20 protein-coding genes are annotated in these 18,310 nt (G+C 69.6%); 1 reads left to right on the forward strand and 19 read right to left on the reverse strand.

Annotation, left to right across the window (positions count from 1 at the left end):
- Positions 1-35 precede the first annotated feature (35 nt).
- Positions 36-626: a cob(I)yrinic acid a,c-diamide adenosyltransferase gene (locus tag ACTOQ1_RS32705; protein WP_440071830.1), complete on the forward strand. Its 591-nt coding sequence runs from the start codon at positions 36-38 to the stop codon at positions 624-626.
- Positions 627-774: 148 nt separating this feature from the next.
- On the opposite strand, the gene ACTOQ1_RS32710 is transcribed toward ACTOQ1_RS32705, so the two are convergent.
- The 19 genes from ACTOQ1_RS32710 to rpmE all read right to left on the reverse strand — a co-directional run bounded on the left by ACTOQ1_RS32710 (position 775) and on the right by rpmE (position 18,182).
- Complete coding sequence (locus ACTOQ1_RS32710; protein ID WP_344744681.1) at positions 775-1,185, reverse strand: DUF2550 domain-containing protein; 411 nt, start codon at positions 1,183-1,185, stop codon at positions 775-777.
- Between the two features lie 44 nt (positions 1,186-1,229).
- Positions 1,230-1,637 (reverse strand): F0F1 ATP synthase subunit epsilon, encoded by a 408-nt coding sequence (locus ACTOQ1_RS32715; protein WP_440071831.1) that lies wholly within the window; start codon positions 1,635-1,637, stop codon positions 1,230-1,232.
- Positions 1,638-1,705: 68 nt separating this feature from the next.
- The gene (gene atpD, locus ACTOQ1_RS32720) at positions 1,706-3,133 is read right to left on the reverse strand and encodes a F0F1 ATP synthase subunit beta (protein WP_440071832.1); all 1,428 of its coding nucleotides are present in this window, start codon (positions 3,131-3,133) and stop codon (positions 1,706-1,708) included.
- 1 nt (position 3,134) lies between these two features.
- Positions 3,135-4,037 carry a F0F1 ATP synthase subunit gamma gene (locus tag ACTOQ1_RS32725; protein ID WP_440071833.1) on the reverse strand — a complete coding sequence of 301 codons (903 nt, stop codon included), beginning with the start codon at positions 4,035-4,037 and terminating at the stop codon, positions 3,135-3,137.
- A 3-nt stretch (positions 4,038-4,040) separates the two neighbouring features.
- The gene (gene atpA, locus ACTOQ1_RS32730) at positions 4,041-5,690 is read right to left on the reverse strand and encodes a F0F1 ATP synthase subunit alpha (RefSeq protein WP_440071834.1); all 1,650 of its coding nucleotides are present in this window, start codon (positions 5,688-5,690) and stop codon (positions 4,041-4,043) included.
- Positions 5,691-5,713: 23 nt separating this feature from the next.
- On the reverse strand, positions 5,714-6,523 hold the full coding sequence (locus tag ACTOQ1_RS32735) for a F0F1 ATP synthase subunit delta (protein ID WP_440071835.1): 810 nt from the start codon (positions 6,521-6,523) through the stop codon (positions 5,714-5,716).
- 46 nt (positions 6,524-6,569) lie between these two features.
- On the reverse strand, positions 6,570-7,118 hold the full coding sequence (locus tag ACTOQ1_RS32740) for a F0F1 ATP synthase subunit B (protein WP_362679906.1): 549 nt from the start codon (positions 7,116-7,118) through the stop codon (positions 6,570-6,572).
- Between the two features lie 34 nt (positions 7,119-7,152).
- Positions 7,153-7,380: an ATP synthase F0 subunit C gene (gene atpE, locus ACTOQ1_RS32745; protein WP_030906562.1), complete on the reverse strand. Its 228-nt coding sequence runs from the start codon at positions 7,378-7,380 to the stop codon at positions 7,153-7,155.
- A 78-nt stretch (positions 7,381-7,458) separates the two neighbouring features.
- Positions 7,459-8,250 (reverse strand): F0F1 ATP synthase subunit A, encoded by a 792-nt coding sequence (gene atpB, locus ACTOQ1_RS32750; protein ID WP_440071836.1) that lies wholly within the window; start codon positions 8,248-8,250, stop codon positions 7,459-7,461.
- Between the two features lie 67 nt (positions 8,251-8,317).
- Entirely contained in the window at positions 8,318-8,533 is a 216-nt protein-coding gene (locus ACTOQ1_RS32755) for an AtpZ/AtpI family protein (RefSeq protein WP_344744671.1), read from the reverse strand.
- A 78-nt stretch (positions 8,534-8,611) separates the two neighbouring features.
- Complete coding sequence (locus ACTOQ1_RS32760; protein ID WP_440071837.1) at positions 8,612-9,037, reverse strand: hypothetical protein; 426 nt, start codon at positions 9,035-9,037, stop codon at positions 8,612-8,614.
- A 152-nt stretch (positions 9,038-9,189) separates the two neighbouring features.
- The gene (locus ACTOQ1_RS32765) at positions 9,190-10,593 is read right to left on the reverse strand and encodes a glycosyltransferase family 4 protein (RefSeq protein ID WP_440071838.1); all 1,404 of its coding nucleotides are present in this window, start codon (positions 10,591-10,593) and stop codon (positions 9,190-9,192) included.
- Between the two features lie 57 nt (positions 10,594-10,650).
- The gene (gene glyA, locus ACTOQ1_RS32770) at positions 10,651-11,916 is read right to left on the reverse strand and encodes a serine hydroxymethyltransferase (protein WP_440071839.1); all 1,266 of its coding nucleotides are present in this window, start codon (positions 11,914-11,916) and stop codon (positions 10,651-10,653) included.
- Positions 11,917-12,041: 125 nt separating this feature from the next.
- Positions 12,042-12,422 (reverse strand): hypothetical protein, encoded by a 381-nt coding sequence (locus tag ACTOQ1_RS32775; protein ID WP_362679889.1) that lies wholly within the window; start codon positions 12,420-12,422, stop codon positions 12,042-12,044.
- Positions 12,423-12,560: 138 nt separating this feature from the next.
- Positions 12,561-15,143: a hypothetical protein gene (locus ACTOQ1_RS32780; protein ID WP_440071840.1), complete on the reverse strand. Its 2,583-nt coding sequence runs from the start codon at positions 15,141-15,143 to the stop codon at positions 12,561-12,563.
- Between the two features lie 109 nt (positions 15,144-15,252).
- Positions 15,253-15,918, reverse strand: coding sequence for an L-threonylcarbamoyladenylate synthase (locus ACTOQ1_RS32785; RefSeq protein WP_440071841.1), 666 nt, complete (start codon positions 15,916-15,918; stop codon positions 15,253-15,255).
- A 10-nt stretch (positions 15,919-15,928) separates the two neighbouring features.
- On the reverse strand, positions 15,929-16,783 hold the full coding sequence (gene prmC, locus ACTOQ1_RS32790) for a peptide chain release factor N(5)-glutamine methyltransferase (RefSeq protein ID WP_440071842.1): 855 nt from the start codon (positions 16,781-16,783) through the stop codon (positions 15,929-15,931).
- Positions 16,784-16,807: 24 nt separating this feature from the next.
- Positions 16,808-17,860 carry a peptide chain release factor 1 gene (prfA, locus tag ACTOQ1_RS32795; RefSeq protein ID WP_440071843.1) on the reverse strand — a complete coding sequence of 351 codons (1,053 nt, stop codon included), beginning with the start codon at positions 17,858-17,860 and terminating at the stop codon, positions 16,808-16,810.
- Positions 17,861-17,963: 103 nt separating this feature from the next.
- Entirely contained in the window at positions 17,964-18,182 is a 219-nt protein-coding gene (gene rpmE / locus ACTOQ1_RS32800; protein ID WP_362679879.1) for a 50S ribosomal protein L31, read from the reverse strand.
- Positions 18,183-18,310 lie beyond the last annotated feature (128 nt).

The following is an 18,310-nucleotide window of genomic DNA, read 5'->3' on the forward strand; positions in this document are numbered from 1 at the left end:
ATCGGGATAGTTTTTTGGCCGATACGCTGAGCCACATGACGCGAGCTGACAGAGACAAACCGGTGGTGCTCTCGAAGATCTACACCCGTACCGGGGACGACGGCACGACCGCGCTCGGCGACATGAGCCGCACCCGCAAGACCGATCCGCGCCTGGCCGCCTACGCGGACGTCGAGGAGGCCAACGCGGCGATCGGCGTGGCCCTCGCCGCGGGGACCCTGGAGGCGGACGTCACCGCCGTCCTCAGCCGGATCCAGAACGAGCTGTTCGACGTCGGGGCCGACCTGTGCGCCCCGCTCGTGGAGAACCCCGAGTTCCCGCCGCTGCGGGTCGAGCCCTCCTACGTCGACTGGCTGGAGGCCCGGTGCGACGAGTTCAACGAGCGCCTCACGCCGCTGCGCAGCTTCATCCTGCCCGGCGGCACCCCGGCCGTGGCCGCGCTCCACGTCGCCAGGACCGTGGTCCGGCGGGCCGAGCGGACCGTCTGGTCGGCGCTGGAGGCCCACGACGACGTCAACCCGCTGACCGCGAGGTATCTCAACCGGCTGAGCGACCTGATGTTCATCCTCTGCCGGGTGGCCGCGGACGGCGACGAGATCCTCTGGAAGCCCGGCGGCACCCGCTGAGGACGAGACTCCGAGGCCCGGCGGCACCCGCCGAGGACACGCTCCGGAACCGCGGCGGCACCCGCTGAGAGCCCCCGTGGAAGCCCGGCGGCACCCGCTGAGGAAAATCCCCAAGGCCCTGTGCGCCCGCCGGGAAGGTGAGGAGGGCTCAGGCGACGTCGAGGTAGGCGCTGGGCGGGGCGGACTCCAGCCAGGCGACGAAACCGGTCAGGGCGCGGTATCCCATGGCGAGCTCGAAGGCGTCCTGCCCGTTGCGGCACTCGATCGCCGTCACACCCTCGATGAACCCGAAGAACTCACCGGACCCGACCCTGCGACGCCCGGAAACGACAAGGCCGCGCCTCACGATGACGTGGCGCGGCCTTGGAAGCAGACCTATGAGCGGGATCCAGTTGAGGTGGCCGTCGGCGTAGCGGGCCACCCCTACCCGCCAGCCTCGCTCCTTCGACAGGGAGCGCAGGCAACAGAGCACCGATCCCCGGGAGCGGGTCAGTATCAGAACCCGGAGTCCCAGGAGGGCGACGAGCAGCCCCAGCACGATGAGAACATCCACCACCATGTCTGCTCGCCCCCCAAAAGCGCGTACAGCCTAAGAAGCAGAATTTATCCGACTTCTTCCCCGGCCGCGCGCAACCGGGCCCTGGCACGCTTGGCCTCCGCGACCGCGTCCGCGTTCTCCTGGTCGGACTCGACCGAGGCCTGAGCCCGCTCCAGCGCGTTCTTCGCGCGGGCGACGTCGACCTCGGAGCCCAGCTCGGCCAGCTCGGCCAGGATCGACACCTCGTCGTCGGCCACCGAGAGGAATCCTCCGTGGACGGCGGCGACGAGGTCGGCTTCGCCGTCGCCTCGCTTGATCGTCAGCAGGCCGCCCTCGACGAGAACGCCGAGCACGGGCGCATGCTTAGGCATGATACCGATCTCGCCGTCGACGGTCTTGGCAATCACCATGTCGGCCTCACCGGACCAGATCTCACGCTCCGGGGAGACGACGCCTACTCGCAGCTTCGCCACTTTCTCTCCAGTTCCTTATCGAACCAGGCGCCGGTACGGCCGCGTGACCGTACCGGCGCCGAAGGCGACTAGCGGGCGAGTTCCTTGGCCTTGGCCACGGCCTGGTCGATGCCGCCGACCATGAAGAACGCCTGCTCGGGCAGGTGGTCGTAGTCGCCGGCGCACAGGCCCTTGAACGAGGCGATGGTCTCGTCCAGCGGGACGTTCTCACCGGGCTGGCCGGTGAACGCCTCGGCGGCGTACATCGGGTGCGACAGGAAGCGCTCGATGCGACGGGCCCGGTTGACGGTGACCTTGTCCTCTTCCGAGAGCTCGTCGATACCGAGGATCGCGATGATGTCCTGCAGCTCCTTGTACTTCTGCAGGATCCGCTTGGTCTCCTGGGCCACGCGGTAGTGCTCCTCGCCCACGATCAGCGGGTCGAGGATCCGCGAGGTGGAGTCGAGCGGGTCCACCGCGGGGTAGATGCCCTTCTCCGAGATCGGCCGCGACAGAACGGTCTGCGCGTCGAGGTGCGCGAACGCGTTGTGCGGGGCCGGGTCGGTGATGTCGTCCGCGGGGACGTAGATCGCCTGCATGGAGGTGATCGAGTGACCGCGGGTCGAGGTGATGCGCTCCTGGAGGACACCCATCTCGTCGGCCAGGGTCGGCTGGTAACCCACCGCGGACGGCATGCGGCCGAGCAGGGTGGACACCTCGGAACCGGCCTGGGTGAACCGGAAGATGTTGTCGATGAACAGCAGCACGTCCTGCTTCTGGACGTCACGGAAGTACTCCGCCATGGTCAGGGCGGAGAGCGCGACGCGCAGACGGGTGCCCGGGGGCTCGTCCATCTGGCCGAAGACGAGGGCGGTGTCCTTGAGGACGTTCGCCTCCTCCATCTCCAGCCAGAGGTCGTTGCCCTCACGGGTGCGCTCGCCGACGCCGGCGAACACCGAGGTGCCACCGAAGTTGCGGGCGACCCGGCGGATCATCTCCTGGATCAGAACGGTCTTGCCCACGCCCGCGCCGCCGAACAGGCCGATCTTGCCACCCTGCACGTACGGGGTGAGCAGGTCGATGACCTTGATGCCGGTGGTCAGCATCTCGGTGCGCGACTCGAGGGTGTCGAAGGCGGGCGAAGGGCGGTGGATGCCCCAGCGCTCGGTGATCTGGAGCGAGGAGGTCTCGACGTCCAGCGACTCGCCGAGGGTGCTCCACACGTGGCCCTTGACGACGTCGCCGACGGGGACCGAGATGGCCGCGCCGGTGTCGGTCACCGGGGCGCCACGGGTGAGGCCGTCGGTGGGCTGCATGGAGATCGCGCGGACGAGGTTGTCACCCAGGTGCTGGGCGACCTCCAGGGTGAGGACCTTGGCCTCGCCCTGCAGCTCGACGTCCACCTTGAGGGCGTTGTAGATCTCGGGCATCGCCTCGACGGGGAACTCCACGTCGACGACGGGACCGGTGACCCGCGCGACGCGGCCCACGCCGGTCTCAACAGTCTGTGCAGTCATTTCACTCTTTCCCCGCTGCGGAGTCGGCCAGCGCGTTCGCGCCACCGACGATCTCGCTGATTTCCTGGGTGATCTCGGCCTGGCGGACCTGGTTCATCTGCTGGGTGAACACGCGGATGAGCTCGTTGGCGTTGTCGGTGGCCGACTTCATGGCCCGGCGGCGCGAGGCCTCCTCCGAGGCCGCCGACTGGAGCAGCGCGGTGAAGATGCGCGACTCCACGTAACGCGGCAGCAGCGTGTCGAGGACCTCGCCCGCGGTGGGCTCGAACTCGAAGTACGGCAGCGGCGTGTCGGACGGGTCCTCGGCGGTCTCCTCGACCTCCAGCGGAAGGATCCGCTTGACCACGACCTCCTGCGTCAGCATCGAGACGAACTCGGTGGAGACGATGTGGATCTCGTCCACCCCGTTGTCGGCCGAGAAGGCCTCGATCAGCGTGCCGGCGACCTCCTTGGCATCGGAGTAGGCGGGCTTACGGGAGAATCCCGTCCACTGCCCGCCCATCTCACGGTTGCGGAAGGTGTGCCAGGCGACGCCCTTGCGACCCGTCACGAAGGGCACGGGCTCGACGCCCCTGTCTCGCAGCAGGTTGCCGAGCGCCTCCGCCTCGCGAAGGATGTTGGCGTTGAAGCCGCCGCAGAAACCGCTGTCGCTGGTGACGATCAGGACGGCGGCCTTGACGGGCTGCTCCTTGGCCACCGTCAGCGGGTGGTCGGTGCTGGAGGTGTTGCTGACCACGCCCGTGACGGCGCGGGTGATCTCGCGCTCGTACGGCACGGCGGCCTGCATCCGCTGCTGAGCCTTGACGATGCGGGACGAGGCGATGAGCTCCTGGGCGCGGGTGATCTTCGCCGTGGACTTGACCGACTTGATCCGCCGCCGCAGCAGTCTTAGCTGGGCACCCATCGGCTACTTCTTCTCTGCCGTGCGGACTCGCTTCGTGATCTTCTCCTGGCCGACCTCGCCCTCGCCGAGCGCGGCGACCGGCTCGTCGTTGACCAGGTACTCACCGGAGGAGGTCTCGAAGCTCTTCTTGAACTCGGTGATGGCGTCCTTGAGGGCGGTCATCGTGTCGTCGGGCAGGTCGCGGGTCTCGCGGATGCCGTCGAAGATGCCCTTGTTCTCGCGGCCCAGGTAGTCGAGGAACTCCGTCTCGAAGCGGCGGATGTCCTCGACCGGGACGTCGTCGAGCTCGCCGGTCGTGCCGGCCCAGACCGAGACGACCTGCTTCTCGACCGGGAACGGGCTGTACTGGGCCTGCTTGAGCAGCTCGACCAGGCGCTGGCCACGCTCCAGCTGGGCGCGGGAGGCCGCGTCCAGGTCGGAGGCGAAGGAGGCGAACGCCTCCAGGTCACGGAACTGCGACAGCGACAGGCGCAGCGTGCCGGCGACCTTCTTCATCGCCTTGATCTGCGCGGAGCCGCCGACTCGGGAGACGGAGACACCGACGTTGATGGCCGGACGCACACCCGCGTTGAACAGGTCGGTCTCGAGGAAGCACTGGCCGTCGGTGATGGAGATGACGTTGGTGGGGATGAACGCCGAGACGTCGTTGCCCTTCGTCTCGATGATCGGCAGACCGGTCATCGAGCCGGAACCCATGTCCTTGGACAGCTTCGCGCAACGCTCAAGGAGGCGGGAGTGCAAGTAGAAGACGTCGCCGGGGAACGCCTCGCGGCCCGGCGGGCGGCGCAGCAGCAGGGAGACGGCGCGGTAGGCGTCGGCCTGCTTGGTCAGGTCGTCGAAGACGATGAGGACGTGCTTGCCCTGGTACATCCAGTGCTGGCCGATGGCCGAACCGGTGTAGGGCGCGAGGTACTTGTAACCGGCCGGGTCGGACGCCGGAGCGGCGACGATGGTGGTGTACTCCATCGCGCCCGCCTCCTCGAGGCGGCCCTTGACCTGGGCGATCGTGGAGCCCTTCTGGCCGACCGCGACGTAGACGCAGAGAACCTGCTTGTCGGGGTCGCCGGAGAGCCAGTTCTCCCGCTGGTTGAGGATGGTGTCCACGGCGACGGCGGTCTTGCCCGTGCCACGGTCACCGATGATCAGCTGGCGCTGGCCGCGGCCGATCGGCGTCATGGCGTCGACCGCCTTGAGACCGGTCTGCAGCGGCTCCTTCACCGGCTGGCGCTGGACCACCGAGGGGGCCTGGAGTTCGAGGGCGCGCAGGCTCTCGGACTCGATGGGGCCCTTGCCGTCCAGGGGGACGCCCAGCGGGTCGACCACTCGGCCGAGGAAGCCGTCGCCGACCGGCACGGACAGGACCTCGCCCGTCCGGCGGACCGACTGGCCCTCCTCGATCTTGCTGAAGTCGCCCAGAACAACGACACCGATCTCCCGGACGTCCAGGTTCAGTGCCAGGCCACGCGTGCCGTCCTCGAACTCAAGCAGCTCGTTCGCCATCGCCGAGGGAAGGCCGGAGACATGGGCGATACCGTCGCCGCAGTCGACGACGGTCCCGATCTCCTCGCGCGCGGCACCTTCCGGCTCGTACGCCTGGACGAAGCGCTCAAGTGCGTCCCGGATCTCGTCCGGCCGGATCGTAAGCTCCGCCATCTCTCTTCAGTCTCCCTATTCGCCTAGCCGGCCAACCGGCGGCGGACTTCTTCGATTCGTCCCGCGATGGTGGTGTCGATGAGGTCGTCCCCGATGTGAACCGAGAACCCTCCCAGCACCCGCGGATCCACCTCGACGTTCAGATGAACGTCGCGGCCGTACGAGGTGCGCAGCCACGTGGCGAGACGCTGCTTCTGCCCCTCTGAAAGCACGACGGCGCTGCGCACCACCGCGACGAGGCGCTGCCGCTGGGCGGCGACCAGCTTGCCGAACTCCTCAAGCCCACCATCCAGGCTACGTCCTCTCGGATGCAGCACGAGCTGGGTGACCAGCCGCAGGGTGGTGGGGGCGACCTTCGCGGCCAGGAGGGAGCCCAGGAGCTCCCGCTTGGCGGACTCGGGGGCCGCCGGCGCCGTCAGGGTCCGGTGAAGCTCCAGGTTCGAGGCGGCGATGCGCCCGAACCGGAACAGCTCGTCCTCGACGTCGTCGAGCCTGCCCTGCGCCTCCGCCTCGGCCGAGGCCGCGATGACGCCGAGCCGCTCCAGGGAGTCGGCCAGGTCACCCGAGCGCGCCCATCTGGCGGACACGGCCGCGGCGACCGTCTCCAGGGCGGCGTCGCTGATCTTGCCCTCCAGCAGCACCCGGACGATCTGCGCCTTCTGGGCCGCGGGACTGGCCGGGTCGGAGAGGTTGCGGCGGAGCCCGTGTTCGCGGTCGAACAGGGCGGCGACCGAGAAAAGCTCGTCGGCCAGCGTGCCGAGGTCCGCGCTTCCCGCGACGGCGTTGAAGCGCTCTTCGACCTCGGCCAGCGAGGCCCTGCTGAGGCCCCTCATCAGCCGCTCACCGACACTCGCGCGTCACGCCTGGTTCGCCGTGTCATCAGCGGACCGCCGCGTTGCTCGACTCGAGCTCCTCGAGGAACCTGTCGACGGTACGGCGCTGGCGCGCCTCGTCCTCCAGGGACTCCCCGACGATACGACCGGCCAGCTCGATCGACAGGCGGCCGAGCTCCGTACGGAGCTGGGCGAACGCCTGCTGGCGGTCGGCCTCGATCTGCAGATGGGCGGCCTCGACCAGGCGGCGGGCCTCGGCCTGAGCCTCCTCGCGGAGCTCGGCCTTGATCTGCGCACCCTGCTCACGGGCCTCCTCACGCAGCCGCGAGGCTTCGTGACGGGCTTCGGAGAGCTGGTCCTTGTACTGCTTGAGCAGCGCCTGGGCCTCGGCCTGCGCGTCCTCGGCTCGCTTGATGCCGCCTTCGATCGCATCGGTCCGCTCGACCAGGGTCTTCTGGATGCGCGGGGTGAGGATCTTGCCGACGACGAAGAGGACGACGAAGAAGGCGAAGCCGCCGACGACAAGCTCGTAGGTGTGCGGGAGAAGGGGGTTAGCCCCCTCCTCCGCCGCCAGGAGCGAAGCTGCCTGAATCATTTGTGCAGCCTTCCGTCAGAGGTTTTCCTGCGTCTTACTGACCGAACATGAACGGCGCGACAAGGCCGATGAGGGCCAGCGCCTCGGTAAGGACGAAGCCGAGCAGCATGTTCTGGCGGATCAGGCCGTAGGCCTCGGGCTGGCGGGCGATGGCCTGCACACCCTGACCGAAGATGATGCCGACGCCGATGCCGGGGCCGATGGCGGCGAGGCCGTAGCCGATGGAACCGAGGGAGCCGGTGACCTCAGCGAGGATTCCCATTGCCATGGTGTTGTGTTTCCTTTACAGGTCGGCCGGTGAAGGCTCACCGGTCTGGATATTCGAGGGAGGTCTGTGCGTCTAGTGGTCGGCGTGGAGCGAGTTGCCGATGTACATCGCGGCGAGCATCGCGAAGAGGAACGCCTGCAGGAACTGGATGAACATCTCGAAGCCCGTCATCGCGATCGTCATGATCACGCCGACCACGCCGAGCGGTGCGCCCAGCGGGCTGAGCTTCTCGAAGAGGAACCAGAAGCCGACGAGGCTGAAGAAGGCCAGGATGATGTGGCCGGCGAACATGTTGGCGAACAGTCGCACCGCGTGCGTGAAGGGCGCGATGATCATGTTGGACAGGAGCTCGATCGGGGCCAGCAGCACGTAGATCGGCTTGGGCAACCCCGGGGGGAACATCATGTTCTTGAAGTAGCCGATCGCGCCCTGGTGCTTGACACCCAGGTAGATCTTCAAGATGTAGACGCTGAGGGCGAGCACGATCGGGAAGGCGATGTGCGAGGCGACCGGGAACTGCAGGAACGGGATGACGCCCATCAGGTTCCAGATCCAGACCAGGAAGAACATGCTGAGCAGCAGGCCCATCCACCGGTCGGCGTCCTTGCCGAGGAACGGCCGGGCGACCTGGTCGCGGACGAACATGTAGCCCATCTCGCCGATGTTCTGCACGCCCCGCGGCACCAGCTTCGGGTTGCCGAAGGCCGACCAGCAGAAGCCGATGACGATGATCGAGCTCAGCAGGGCCAGCAGCACCGGCTTCGTGAACCAGGCGACGCCCGAGACGAGCGGGGCGGCGTCGAAGAGTTCGAGTCCCGGAGGCGTGAACTCGTCCCCGGGAGCGAGGAGCGTCAGCGTGCTCACGCGGCGTTCCCTTCAGCGTGGTAGTTGATCGAAATGGCTTCGTCAGCGAAGCGACCGCCGCCGAAGGCTAGCGACCGTACTTCCGGTAGACCAGGTAGACGGATAGAGCGACCCCGAGAATCAATCCGATCGGGGTGAAGGCGACCACGCCAGTCCACTTGGACAGCAACCAGCCCGCACCGCCGTACAGGATCATCCCGGAGAGGAGATAGCTGGGGATCGACCAGGCGGCGTTGGCGAAGTCGCGGCCGTCGTCTTCGGGCCGGATTTTCTTTTCGCTCATCGCGGGCATGACGATAGCAGTCGCGGTGAGGACTAGTCATATCGGGCAGGGTCCAGTCCGCCAGCGAGATGATACGCCTCATCGCGGATCGCCCTGACCTGGAACCCGGCCATCGGGGTCGACATAGAGCATCTTGAGCTTCATGAAGCCGCGCATCTCGCCGACCGTCCAGGCGATCGTGCACGCGATGGCCGCCCAGCCGAAGGCCTTGGGCTCGAACGCGGTGGCGTCCTCGAAGGTCTTGAGCAGAGCCATGATCACGAGAATCTTCACCGCGTAGCTCAGCACCGCGGCGGTCATCATCATCATGGGCGACACGCGGCTCGCGTACGAGACCGCCATGATGCCGAGGGTGAAGAAGACGCCGACGACCACGGTCCCGATCGCGGCGCCGAGCGCTCCCTTGGCTCCGGCCAGCAACGCCGCGACGAGGATCACGACCAGCCCCACCAGCACCGTGGGTATCGCAGCCCCCTTCAGAAGGCGCACGTCGTTGGCCAGCATCGGCACTCCAAGTGACTGTTATCAAGCGAGCGATTGCTACCTTGCAGGTCTGGGCAGGTTCACCATCTGCTAGTGAAAGCTATCACAAGCTCATGGAAGAGCGCCTTTACCTGCCGTTTCAAGTGAACGATCAAGGAGCCGGGGAAAGCGGCTCAAAGCGGCGTCTCAGGGTTTGAGAAACCGTGCCGGGGAGCGCTGAGTGACAGGTCGGGCCGCACCGGCAGGGTGGCCGTGTCGTCGCCGGCGGCGGCCGGACGGTGCCCCGGCGCCTCCGTGGGATACGGATGGGGCCTGACCCGGCCCGGCTGCTGCTCACCGGGGTGCGCGTGCCGCCCGGACCCCTCCGCGGGACCGCCGGGACCCGCGGGACCGGCGGGATCGAGCGGGCCGCGCCCGTCGCCGCGCCCGTCGCCGCGCCCGTCGCCGCGTCCATCGCCCTGACCCTCGGCCCCGCCGAGGTCACGGCGGGCGCGCAGGCGGGGCAGCGCCATCATCACCAGCACGCCGATGGCGAGCAGCACGGTCAGCGGGAACAGGATGAGCGGGACGCCCTCGATGGACAGCGCCACGACCGCGAAGGCGAACAGGAAGGTCCATGCGTACATGATCATGACGCTGCGGCGGTGCGAGTGGCCGATGTCCAACAGCCGGTGGTGCAGGTGCCCCCGGTCGGGCGAGAACGGCGACAGGCCGTTGGACGTGCGCCGGATCACCGCCATGATCAGGTCCAGCAGCGGGAGCACCAGGATCGCGACCGGCACCAGGAGCGGGAGGATGACGGGGAAACGGTTGATGCTGCTGGAGTCGAGCGGTGTGACCAGAATCATCGTGGAGGCGAGGACCAGGCCGATCAGCATCGCCCCCGTGTCGCCCATGAAGATCTTCGCCGGGTGGAAGTTGTGCGGCAGGAAGCCCAGGCAGACCCCGATCAGCACCGAGGCGATGACCGCCGTCGCGTTGATGCTGGTGTCGCCGTAGTCTTTCGACAGGGCCACCGAGTACGTCCACGTGGCCATCGCGGCGATGCCGACGATCCCCGCGGCCAGCCCGTCGAGCCCGTCGACGAAGTTGACGGCGTTGATCATGACGACCACGATCAGGATCGTGATCAGCGGGCTCAGCGTCGAATCGAGGATGGTCTGCCCGCCCAGCGCGGTCGGCAGCGGGAGCCACGGCAGGCTGACACCGAAGGTGACGAGCACCCCCGCGGCGCCGATCTGCCCGGCGAGCTTGACGAGGGCGTCCATCCCCAGCCAGTCGTCCAGGAAGCCGGTCAGCGTGATCAGGCCGCCCGCGGCGATCAGCGCGATCACGATCTTTCCCTGGCCCTCGGCCAGCTTGCCTCCGGCGTAGGGAAGCTCGGCGGCGATCAGCAGGCCGGCGACGAGACCGCCGTACATGGCCAGACCACCCAGCCTGGGCGTCGGCGTGGTGTGCACGTCACGATCGCGGACCTCGGGCATGGCGCCGATGCGGACGGCGAAAACGCGGATCAGCGGAACCAGCAGATACGTCACCGCGGCCGCGACGAGCGCCATGAGTAGATATTCGCGCACGGAACCAGTTTCGCGGATAGTCCGGCCACCTGTGACCGGAAAACGACACAGAACAGCTCATAGTTCGCTGGGATATATCCGGTGGGTCCTCGTCAGCACCGCGACGCGCTCCCGTATCTCACCCGTCGCGTCGGGGTTGCGGATGACCTGCGCCACCATGGAGGCCACCTCCTTCATCTCCTCGGGCCCCATCCCCTGGGTCGTGACGCAGGGGGTGCCGACCCGGATCCCGGACGTCACCGTGGGCGGCTCGGGATCATAGGGGATCGCGTTGCGGTTCAGCGTGATCCCGGCCGCTTGACACCGCTGCTCGGCCACCGCGCCGGAGATACCGACGTCGCGCAGGTCGATCAGCGCCAGGTGGCTGTCGGTGCCCCCGGAGACGGGGCGCATGCCCTCGGCGGCCAGCGCGTCGGCCAGCACCTGGGCGTTGGCCACCACCCGCCGCGCGTACTCCGCGAACTCCGGCCGCAGCGCCTCGCCGAACGCCACCGCCTTGGCCGCCACCGCGTGCATGAGCGGGCCGCCCTGCACGAAAGGGAAGACCGCCCGGTCGATCCTGGGGCCCAGCTCCCGCGTGCACATGATCCCGCCGCCCCTCGGACCGCGCAGCGCCTTGTGCGTGGTGAAGGTCACCACGTCCGCGTACGGCACGGCGGAGGGCAGCGCCCGCCCGGCCATCAGGCCGACGGTGTGCGCGACGTCGGCGAGCAGCCAGGCGCCCACCTCGTCCGCGATCCCCCGGAAGGCGGCGAAGTCGATCTCGCGGGGGTAGGCGGTGGCACCACAAATGATCATCTTGGGCTGGTGCCGCAGCGCCAGCTCCCTGACCTCGTCGTAGTCGATCAGCTCGGTGTCCCTGCGCACGCCGTACGCCACGACGTCGAACCAGCGTCCCGAGAAGTTGACCTTGGAACCGTGCGTGAGGTGGCCGCCGTGCGACAGCTCCATCGCCAGCATGGTGTCGCCCGGCTGGAGCAGGGCCGCGTAGGCCGCCAGGTTCGCCGAGGCGCCGGAATGGGGCTGCACGTTGACGTGCTCGGCGCCGAACAGCCGCTTGGCCCGGTCGATCGCGAGCCGCTCGGCCCGGTCGACGACCTCGCACCCGGCGTAGTAACGCCTGCCGGGGTAGCCCTCGGCGTACTTGTTGGTGAGCGTCGAGCCGAGCGCGGCGAGCACGGCGGGCGAGGTGAAGTTCTCACTCGCGATCAGCTGGACGCCCCCGCGGAGCCGGTCGAGCTCGTCGAGCAGCACGCTCGCGATCTCCGGGTCCTCGCGCTGCAGGAGACCGAAATCCGGCCCGTAGTACGGTTCTGCGCCCATGGCTCACACCCCGAAGACGACGACTCACCCCCACTGTAAGCCCGCCGTCCCCGGTTATCCCACGTCAGGGACGCGCCGCCCCGGGACAGCGTGTCGCGGAGGACCGCCGCCGCCGGGAGGCCGCCTCACGAGAACGCGTGCGGAGCTCCGGCCTTGACCGGCACCCATCTCGGCGTGTCGGCCGCCTGGTCGCTGATCGACGTCAGGATCGCCTGCCGGTAGAGGCTCAGGCGGGTGCGCCACTCCGTCATGTCCTCGACGTAGCGGCCGGAGACGGGGGCGTCCCAGACGTCCCTGCTCCTGGCGAGCTGGTAGGCCTTGTCCAGGCTGGCGGTCAGCGTGTCGAGCACGGGGAGCACCTGCCTCCACATCATGACCAGCCGCTGGTAGTCGGGGTTGAACTCCCACGACGTGACGGCGTCCGGGGACGGCAGCCCGTTGTTGGCCGAGGCCGGCGGGGTCTCCCCCGGCTGCAGCGGCTGCGGTGCGGGTGGATCCACGAACATCACAGGCTCCTCACCCTCGCTGACACGCTCCCTGCCTCCTGCTCACTCACCGCTACCCGGTGTCTCGTGCTCATCCGCCCGCCGCTTCGCGCTCACGGCGCTCACGGCGCTCACGACCTCGCGCCCGCGTTCCGGCGATCACCGGCCGCCGCCCGGAGGCGGGATCGGCCGCAGCGGGTCTCCCGGTTCCACGTCGCCGGCCGGGCCGTCGGGCCGGATGTCCATGGGCGCCCAGGCCCCCTCACCCCAGGTCTCCCCGTCGGGCACGCTCACGCCCGGCATCTCCAGCGGTTCGATCTCGCGGGCGTTGTCCGCGAGCGTCCTGAGCGCGTCGAGATCGAGCGGGCCCGCCTCGGCGGTGACGACGTCGCTGCCGTCGTTCGCCCACCGGGCGGCCGAACCCTCGCCCGGCTGCGCGGCCACCCCGCCGGGCGCCGCCCCCGCCGCCTGCCCGGACGTGCCCTCGGCACCGCGCGCCTCACCGGAGACCGCGTCGCCGATGGACGGCGCCGGTCCTCCGGCGGGCCGGGTGGCCGCCTCGCCCGAGGTCGTGCCCGCCGTCTGGATCGCGGGCTCACCCGAGGCCGTACCGGCGGGCCGGGGCGCGGCGTCACCGGTGGACGTCGAGTCTCCCGCGGGCCGGGGCGCGGCGGGCTCACCGGAGGTCGTACCGGTGGACTGGGGGCCCTGGGAAATGGTGTCGCCGCCGGTGCCCGGCGGCTGGACGGTCTGGTCCGTGGCCGGCCCCGCGGTGTCGAGGAGCGGGTACGCGGGCTTGGCGGAATCGAGCGGGCCGTGCGGCTCGACCCAGCCGGGCTGCCCGGTGGTGCCGGAGACATTGTCGATCGTGGGCATCTCCAGCGGCGGGATGTCCTCGATGTTCTTCAGCAGCTCGTCGACCTCGGCCGCCGTGGGCGCGTCGAGCGGGATCTGGAGCACCTTCACCCCGTCGACCTCCACGACCTTCGCCTTGGAGTCGCTCTGGTCGATGTCGTCGGGGTGGTCCTTCCTGGGGGTGTCGAGGACGGTGTCGCCGGAGGAGCCGCCCTCCTGCCTCGGCGAGCGCTCGTCGCCCTTGGAACCGGCGTCGCCCTTGGCGTCGGGATCGTTCGCGGGCGCGTCGCCGGTGGAGTCCCCGCGCGGGGTCGTCTCGTCGCCCTTCGAGCCCGTGTCGCCCTTGGCGTCGGAGTCGTTCGCGGGCGCGTCTCCGGTCGGATCCTGCCCGCGCGGCGTCGTGTCGTCCGCGTTGACGATCTCCGGCCGGGTGCCGTCGGCCCTGGGCGGCTCCGGCGCGGGCGTGGACTCTCCCTGCGGCGTCCCGGGCCCAGGGTTCTGGGTGGCGGTCTCGGGCGTACGCGGGACGTCGGGCGCCTCGCGCGGCGCGGCGTCGACCGGCTGCCCCCCGCCCTGCGGGTTCTCCCCCGGTCCGGGGACCGCGGGCTTGAGGTCCTCGACCCTCGGCGTCTCCGGCCGCGCGTCGTCGGCCCTCGGGGCGTCCGGCGCGGGCGCGGAATCCTGCCTGGGCGCCTCCGGCGCGGGCGCGCCCTCGGCGTTCGGTGTCCCCGGCACGGGCGCGCCCTGGGCGTTCGGCACCTCAGGGACGCGATCCGGCGCGGGCGCCTCGGGCCGGGTGTCCTCGGCCCTCGGCGCGTCCGGCAGGGACGGGGAATCCGGGGTGCGGGCCTCCGGCGGGGGCGCGGAATCGCCTTCCGGGACCTCCGGTACGGGATCCGGGGCAGGAGGCTCGGGACGGGGCTCCTCGGCTCTCGGGGGCTCCGGCGCGGGATCGGGCTTGGGAGGCTCGGGACGGGGCTCCTCGGCTCTCGGGGGCTCCGGCGCGGGATCGGGCTTGGGAGGCTCGGGACGGGGCTCCTCGGCTCTCGGGGGCTCCGGCGCGGGATCGGGCTTGGGAGGCTCGGGACGGGGCTCCTCGGCCCTCGGGGGCTCCGGCGCGGGATCGGGCTTGGGAACCTCGCGCGGCGCGCTGTCCGTCGGCTTGCCGCTCTCCTTGGACGTCTCCCCCTCCCGCGGGGAGGTCTCGTCGGCTTTCGACCCCGTTTCCGGCTTCCGGTCGTCGGCTCCGGACGCCTCGGGTTTCGGCGTCTCCTTCCGATCGTCGCGATCGTCGCGCGGGGAGGTCTCGTCACCCTTCGAACCCGCCTCGGGCTTGGCCTCGTCGCCCTTCGGGGCGTCGGCCTTCGGGGTGTCGGGCTTGGTGTCCGGCTCGGTGTCGGGCTTGGAGGAGTCCTTCGGATCGTCACGCTGGGTGCTCTCGGCCGACTGGTCGCCGACGCGGGGCCTGTCGTCCGACCCGACGGCCGGCTTGAGGTCCTCGGCCTTCGGGGTGTCGGGCTTGGCACCGTTCTGGGAACCGGTCTCCGGCTTGGCGCCGTTCTGGGAGTCCGTCTGCGGCTTCGCCCCCTCACCCTGGGAGCCCGTCTCGGGCTTCGGGTCCCCGGCCTTCGGCTCGGTGGGGGGCGCCGTCGCGTTCTGGCTGACCTTCTTCTCCAGTAACGTCACGCGGGCGGAGACGTCGCGGACCATCACATCGCACGCGTCGGCGATCTGGACGGGTCGGTGGGTCGACTGCGAGGACAGGCCGGCCCCGCTCATCATCTGCGAGACCTTGCCCTCGACGTTCCGCATCTGCTCGGCGGCCCGCTGCACCTCGGACAACAGGTCGCGGACCAGCTTGGGGTCCATTCCTTCGAACTTGCCCATGGACGTCTCCCAGGAAGTGTCGGCCCACTTCAAGGTACCGGGGAGACAGCCCGGCGTCACGGTGATAATCAGATGGCATGGAACACGGCATATGCCGTGGATGCGCTGGTCAGTTGTCGGGCTCCGGGCCCGTGTCCGTCGCGACGTAGCCGATCACACCGCGCAGCTTCTCCACGCTGATCGCCCCGCGCCGCAGCAGCCTGGGCACCGCGGTGGTCAGGTCGAGGATCGTCGAGGGGATGTCGCTCTCGCACGGCCCCGCGTCGAGATAGACCGACACCGAGTCGCCGAGCTGCTTCTCCGCGTCGGCGGCGGTGGTGGCGGCCGGGGCACCGGAGCGGTTGGCGCTGGAGACGGCCAGCGGGCCGGTCTCCTTGAGCAGGTCGAGGGCGACCGCGTGCAGCGGCATCCGGATGGCGACGGTGCCCTTGGCGTCACCGAGATCCCACGACAGCGACCGGTTCGCGCGGCAGATCAACGTGAGCGGGCCCGGCCAGAAGGCGTCGACGAGATCCTGGCCGTACGGGCCGAGGTTCTCCACCAGGGCGTTGGCGGCCCGGACGGTCCCAACCAGCACGGGCACCGGCATGTCACGGCCGCGCCCCTTGGCCGCCAGCAGGGCGGTGACCGCGGCGGGCGTGAAGGCGTCGGCGCCGACACCGTAGACGGTGTCGGTCGGGAGCACCACGAGCTCCCCCCGCTGGAAGGCGGAGGCGGCCTCGAGCAGGCCGGTGGCTCGCTGCTCGGCATCCATACAGTCATAACGTCGGCTCACGGCGTGCATCCTATTCCTGGCCGAATCGAGCGGTGACGAAGCGGTCCCTGCGCGTCAGATCCTGGCGGCTGCGCACGTCGCGCCAGCCGTTCTCCTCGGAGAAGATCAGATATACCGGAGTGCCCTGCTGGTCGGCGTGCTCCACGGCGACGAACCCGCCGGGACGGAGCAGCCTCCTGGCGGTCCGCTCGACCGCCCTGACCTCGTCGAGGCCGTCGCTGCCCGATCCGTACAGCGCGCGGTGCGGGTCGTAGTCGCGGACCTCGGGGTCGCGGGGGATCGCGCCCGGCGGGATGTAGGGCGGGTTGGAGATCACCAGGTCGACCTGGCCGTCCAGCTCGGAGAGGGCGTCGGCCAGATCCTCCGGGTGCAGGTGGACGCGGCCCTGGCCGTACTCGATGATGTTGCGCTTGGCCCAGGTGTAGGCGCCCGGGTCGACCTCGACCGCGTGCACGGTGGCCAGCGCGACCTCCTGGGCGATCGACAGCGCGATGGCGGCCGAGCCCGTCCCGAGATCCACGACCACCGGCGAGGCGACGTCCATCTCCCGCAGCCGGTCGATCGCCCAGCCCGCCACGACCTCGGTCTCCGGGCGCGGTACGAACACGCCGGGCCCGACCTCCAGGGACAGGTAGCGGAAGTAGGCCCGCCCGGTGATGTGCTGGAGCGGCTCGCGGGACTCCCTGCGGGCGACGCCCTCCCAGAACAGGGCGTCGAAGTCGGAGTCCTTCACCATGTGCAGCTCGCTGCGGCGCACGCCGTGCACACACGCGGCGATCTCCTCGGCGTCGGTGCGCGGCGACGGCACACCTGCCTCGGCGAGCCGGGCGGTGGCGAGGGCGATCTCGTCCAGCAGAAAGGTCATGGGCGCGTTCTATGAATGGGCGAGCTACGAATGGGCGGCGAGCTTCTCCGCCATCTCGGCGTCGAGCAGGGACTGGATGACGGCCGAGAGGTCTCCGTCGAGCACCTGGTCGAGGTTGTAGGCCTTGAAGCCGACGCGGTGATCGGAGATGCGGTTCTCGGGGAAGTTGTAGGTGCGGATGCGCTCGGAGCGGTCGACCGTGCGGATCTGGGACTTGCGCTCGGCCATGGCGGCGGCGTTGGCCTCCTCCTCGGCGATCGCCTGCAGGCGGGCCCGCAGGATGCGCATCGCCGACTCCTTGTTCTGGAGCTGGCTCTTCTCGTTCTGGCAGGAGGCGACGACGCCCGTCGGGACGTGCGTGATCCGCACGGCCGAGTCGGTGGTGTTGACGCTCTGGCCGCCGGGGCCGCTGGAGCGGTAGACGTCGATGCGCAGGTCGTTCGGGTCGATCTGGACGTCGACATCCTCGGCCTCCGGGTAGACGAGCACCCCGGCGGCACTGGTGTGGATGCGCCCCTGCGACTCGGTGACCGGGACCCGCTGGACGCGGTGCACGCCGCCCTCGAACTTGAGCCTCGACCAGACGCCCTCGTCGCCCCTGGCCTTCAGGGCGATCGTGACGTCCTTGTAACCGCCGAGGTCGGAGTGGGTGGCGTCGATCAGCTCGGTCTTCCAGCCGATCCGCTCCGCGTAGCGCAGATACATCCGCAGGAGGTCCCCGGCGAACAGGGCGGACTCCTCGCCGCCCTCGCCCGCCTTGATCTCCATGATGATGTCCTTGTCATCGTTGGGATCGCGCGGGACGAGCAGATGCCTGAGCTTCTCCTCCAGCTCGGGAATCCGGGCCTCCAGCTCCTTGGCCTCCTCGGCGAACCCCTCGTCCTCCGAGGCCAGCTCCCGCGCCGTGCCGAGGTCGGACTGGACGCCCTCGAGCTCGCGGTAGGTGGCGATGATCGGGGTCAGCTCGGCGTAGCGCCTGCCGAAGGTGCGCGCCTGCTTCTGGTCGGCGTGCACGGAGGGGTCGGCGAGCTTGAGTTCCAGCTCGGCGTACTCACTGAGCAGCTCGTCGAGATTCACCGTGCGTCCTTCCTTGAAAGCCCTGGTCAGCCTGCCTCATCACCACGAACGCCGACCCGGGCCCCCACGAGGGGGGTTCTCCGAGCCGGCGCCGGGATGAGAGCTACTGGCCCGCGGGCTTCTTGCCGAAGCGCTTCTCGAAGCGCGCCACCCGGCCGCCGGTGTCCAGGATCTTCTGCTTGCCCGTGTAGAAGGGGTGGCAGGCGGAGCACACGTCGGCGTGGATCACGCCGTTCTTGGCGGTGCTGCGGGTGGTGAAGGAGTTACCACAGGTGCAGGTCACCTGGGTCTCGTTGTACTCCGGGTGAATGTCGGGCTTCATATCGCCTTTTCCTCTCCAAAACGCGGTCGCCGGGTCGCCACTGTCTCTCGCCTGTGGGGCTTGCGCGCTGAGCACACCGAGGTGCGCGCGGGCGGGAACCGGAACCGCTACGGTTCGGCTACCAGTGT

Source organism: Streptosporangium sp. OZ121, assembly GCF_051918885.1.
Taxonomy (GTDB): Bacteria; Actinomycetota; Actinomycetes; order Streptosporangiales; family Streptosporangiaceae; genus Streptosporangium.

Bases quoted from the DNA above. Each gene is read 5' to 3' on its own strand.
- ACTOQ1_RS32705 (WP_440071830.1), top strand. From the start codon at position 36: ATGACGCGAGCTGACAGAGACAAACCGGTGGTGCTCTCGAAGATCTAC.
- ACTOQ1_RS32710 (WP_344744681.1), bottom strand. From the start codon at position 1,185: ATGGTGGTGGATGTTCTCATCGTGCTGGGGCTGCTCGTCGCCCTCCTG.
- atpD (WP_440071832.1), bottom strand. From the start codon at position 3,133: ATGACTGCACAGACTGTTGAGACCGGCGTGGGCCGCGTCGCGCGGGTC.
- ACTOQ1_RS32725 (WP_440071833.1), bottom strand. From the start codon at position 4,037: ATGGGTGCCCAGCTAAGACTGCTGCGGCGGCGGATCAAGTCGGTCAAG.
- atpA (WP_440071834.1), bottom strand. From the start codon at position 5,690: ATGGCGGAGCTTACGATCCGGCCGGACGAGATCCGGGACGCACTTGAG.
- ACTOQ1_RS32735 (WP_440071835.1), bottom strand. From the start codon at position 6,523: ATGAGGGGCCTCAGCAGGGCCTCGCTGGCCGAGGTCGAAGAGCGCTTC.
- ACTOQ1_RS32740 (WP_362679906.1), bottom strand. From the start codon at position 7,118: ATGATTCAGGCAGCTTCGCTCCTGGCGGCGGAGGAGGGGGCTAACCCC.
- atpE (WP_030906562.1), bottom strand. From the start codon at position 7,380: ATGGGAATCCTCGCTGAGGTCACCGGCTCCCTCGGTTCCATCGGCTAC.
- ACTOQ1_RS32755 (WP_344744671.1), bottom strand. From the start codon at position 8,533: ATGAGCGAAAAGAAAATCCGGCCCGAAGACGACGGCCGCGACTTCGCC.
- ACTOQ1_RS32760 (WP_440071837.1), bottom strand. From the start codon at position 9,037: ATGCTGGCCAACGACGTGCGCCTTCTGAAGGGGGCTGCGATACCCACG.
- glyA (WP_440071839.1), bottom strand. From the start codon at position 11,916: ATGGGCGCAGAACCGTACTACGGGCCGGATTTCGGTCTCCTGCAGCGC.
- ACTOQ1_RS32775 (WP_362679889.1), bottom strand. From the start codon at position 12,422: ATGTTCGTGGATCCACCCGCACCGCAGCCGCTGCAGCCGGGGGAGACC.
- ACTOQ1_RS32780 (WP_440071840.1), bottom strand. From the start codon at position 15,143: ATGGGCAAGTTCGAAGGAATGGACCCCAAGCTGGTCCGCGACCTGTTG.
- prmC (WP_440071842.1), bottom strand. From the start codon at position 16,783: ATGACCTTTCTGCTGGACGAGATCGCCCTCGCCACCGCCCGGCTCGCC.
- rpmE (WP_362679879.1), bottom strand. From the start codon at position 18,182: ATGAAGCCCGACATTCACCCGGAGTACAACGAGACCCAGGTGACCTGC.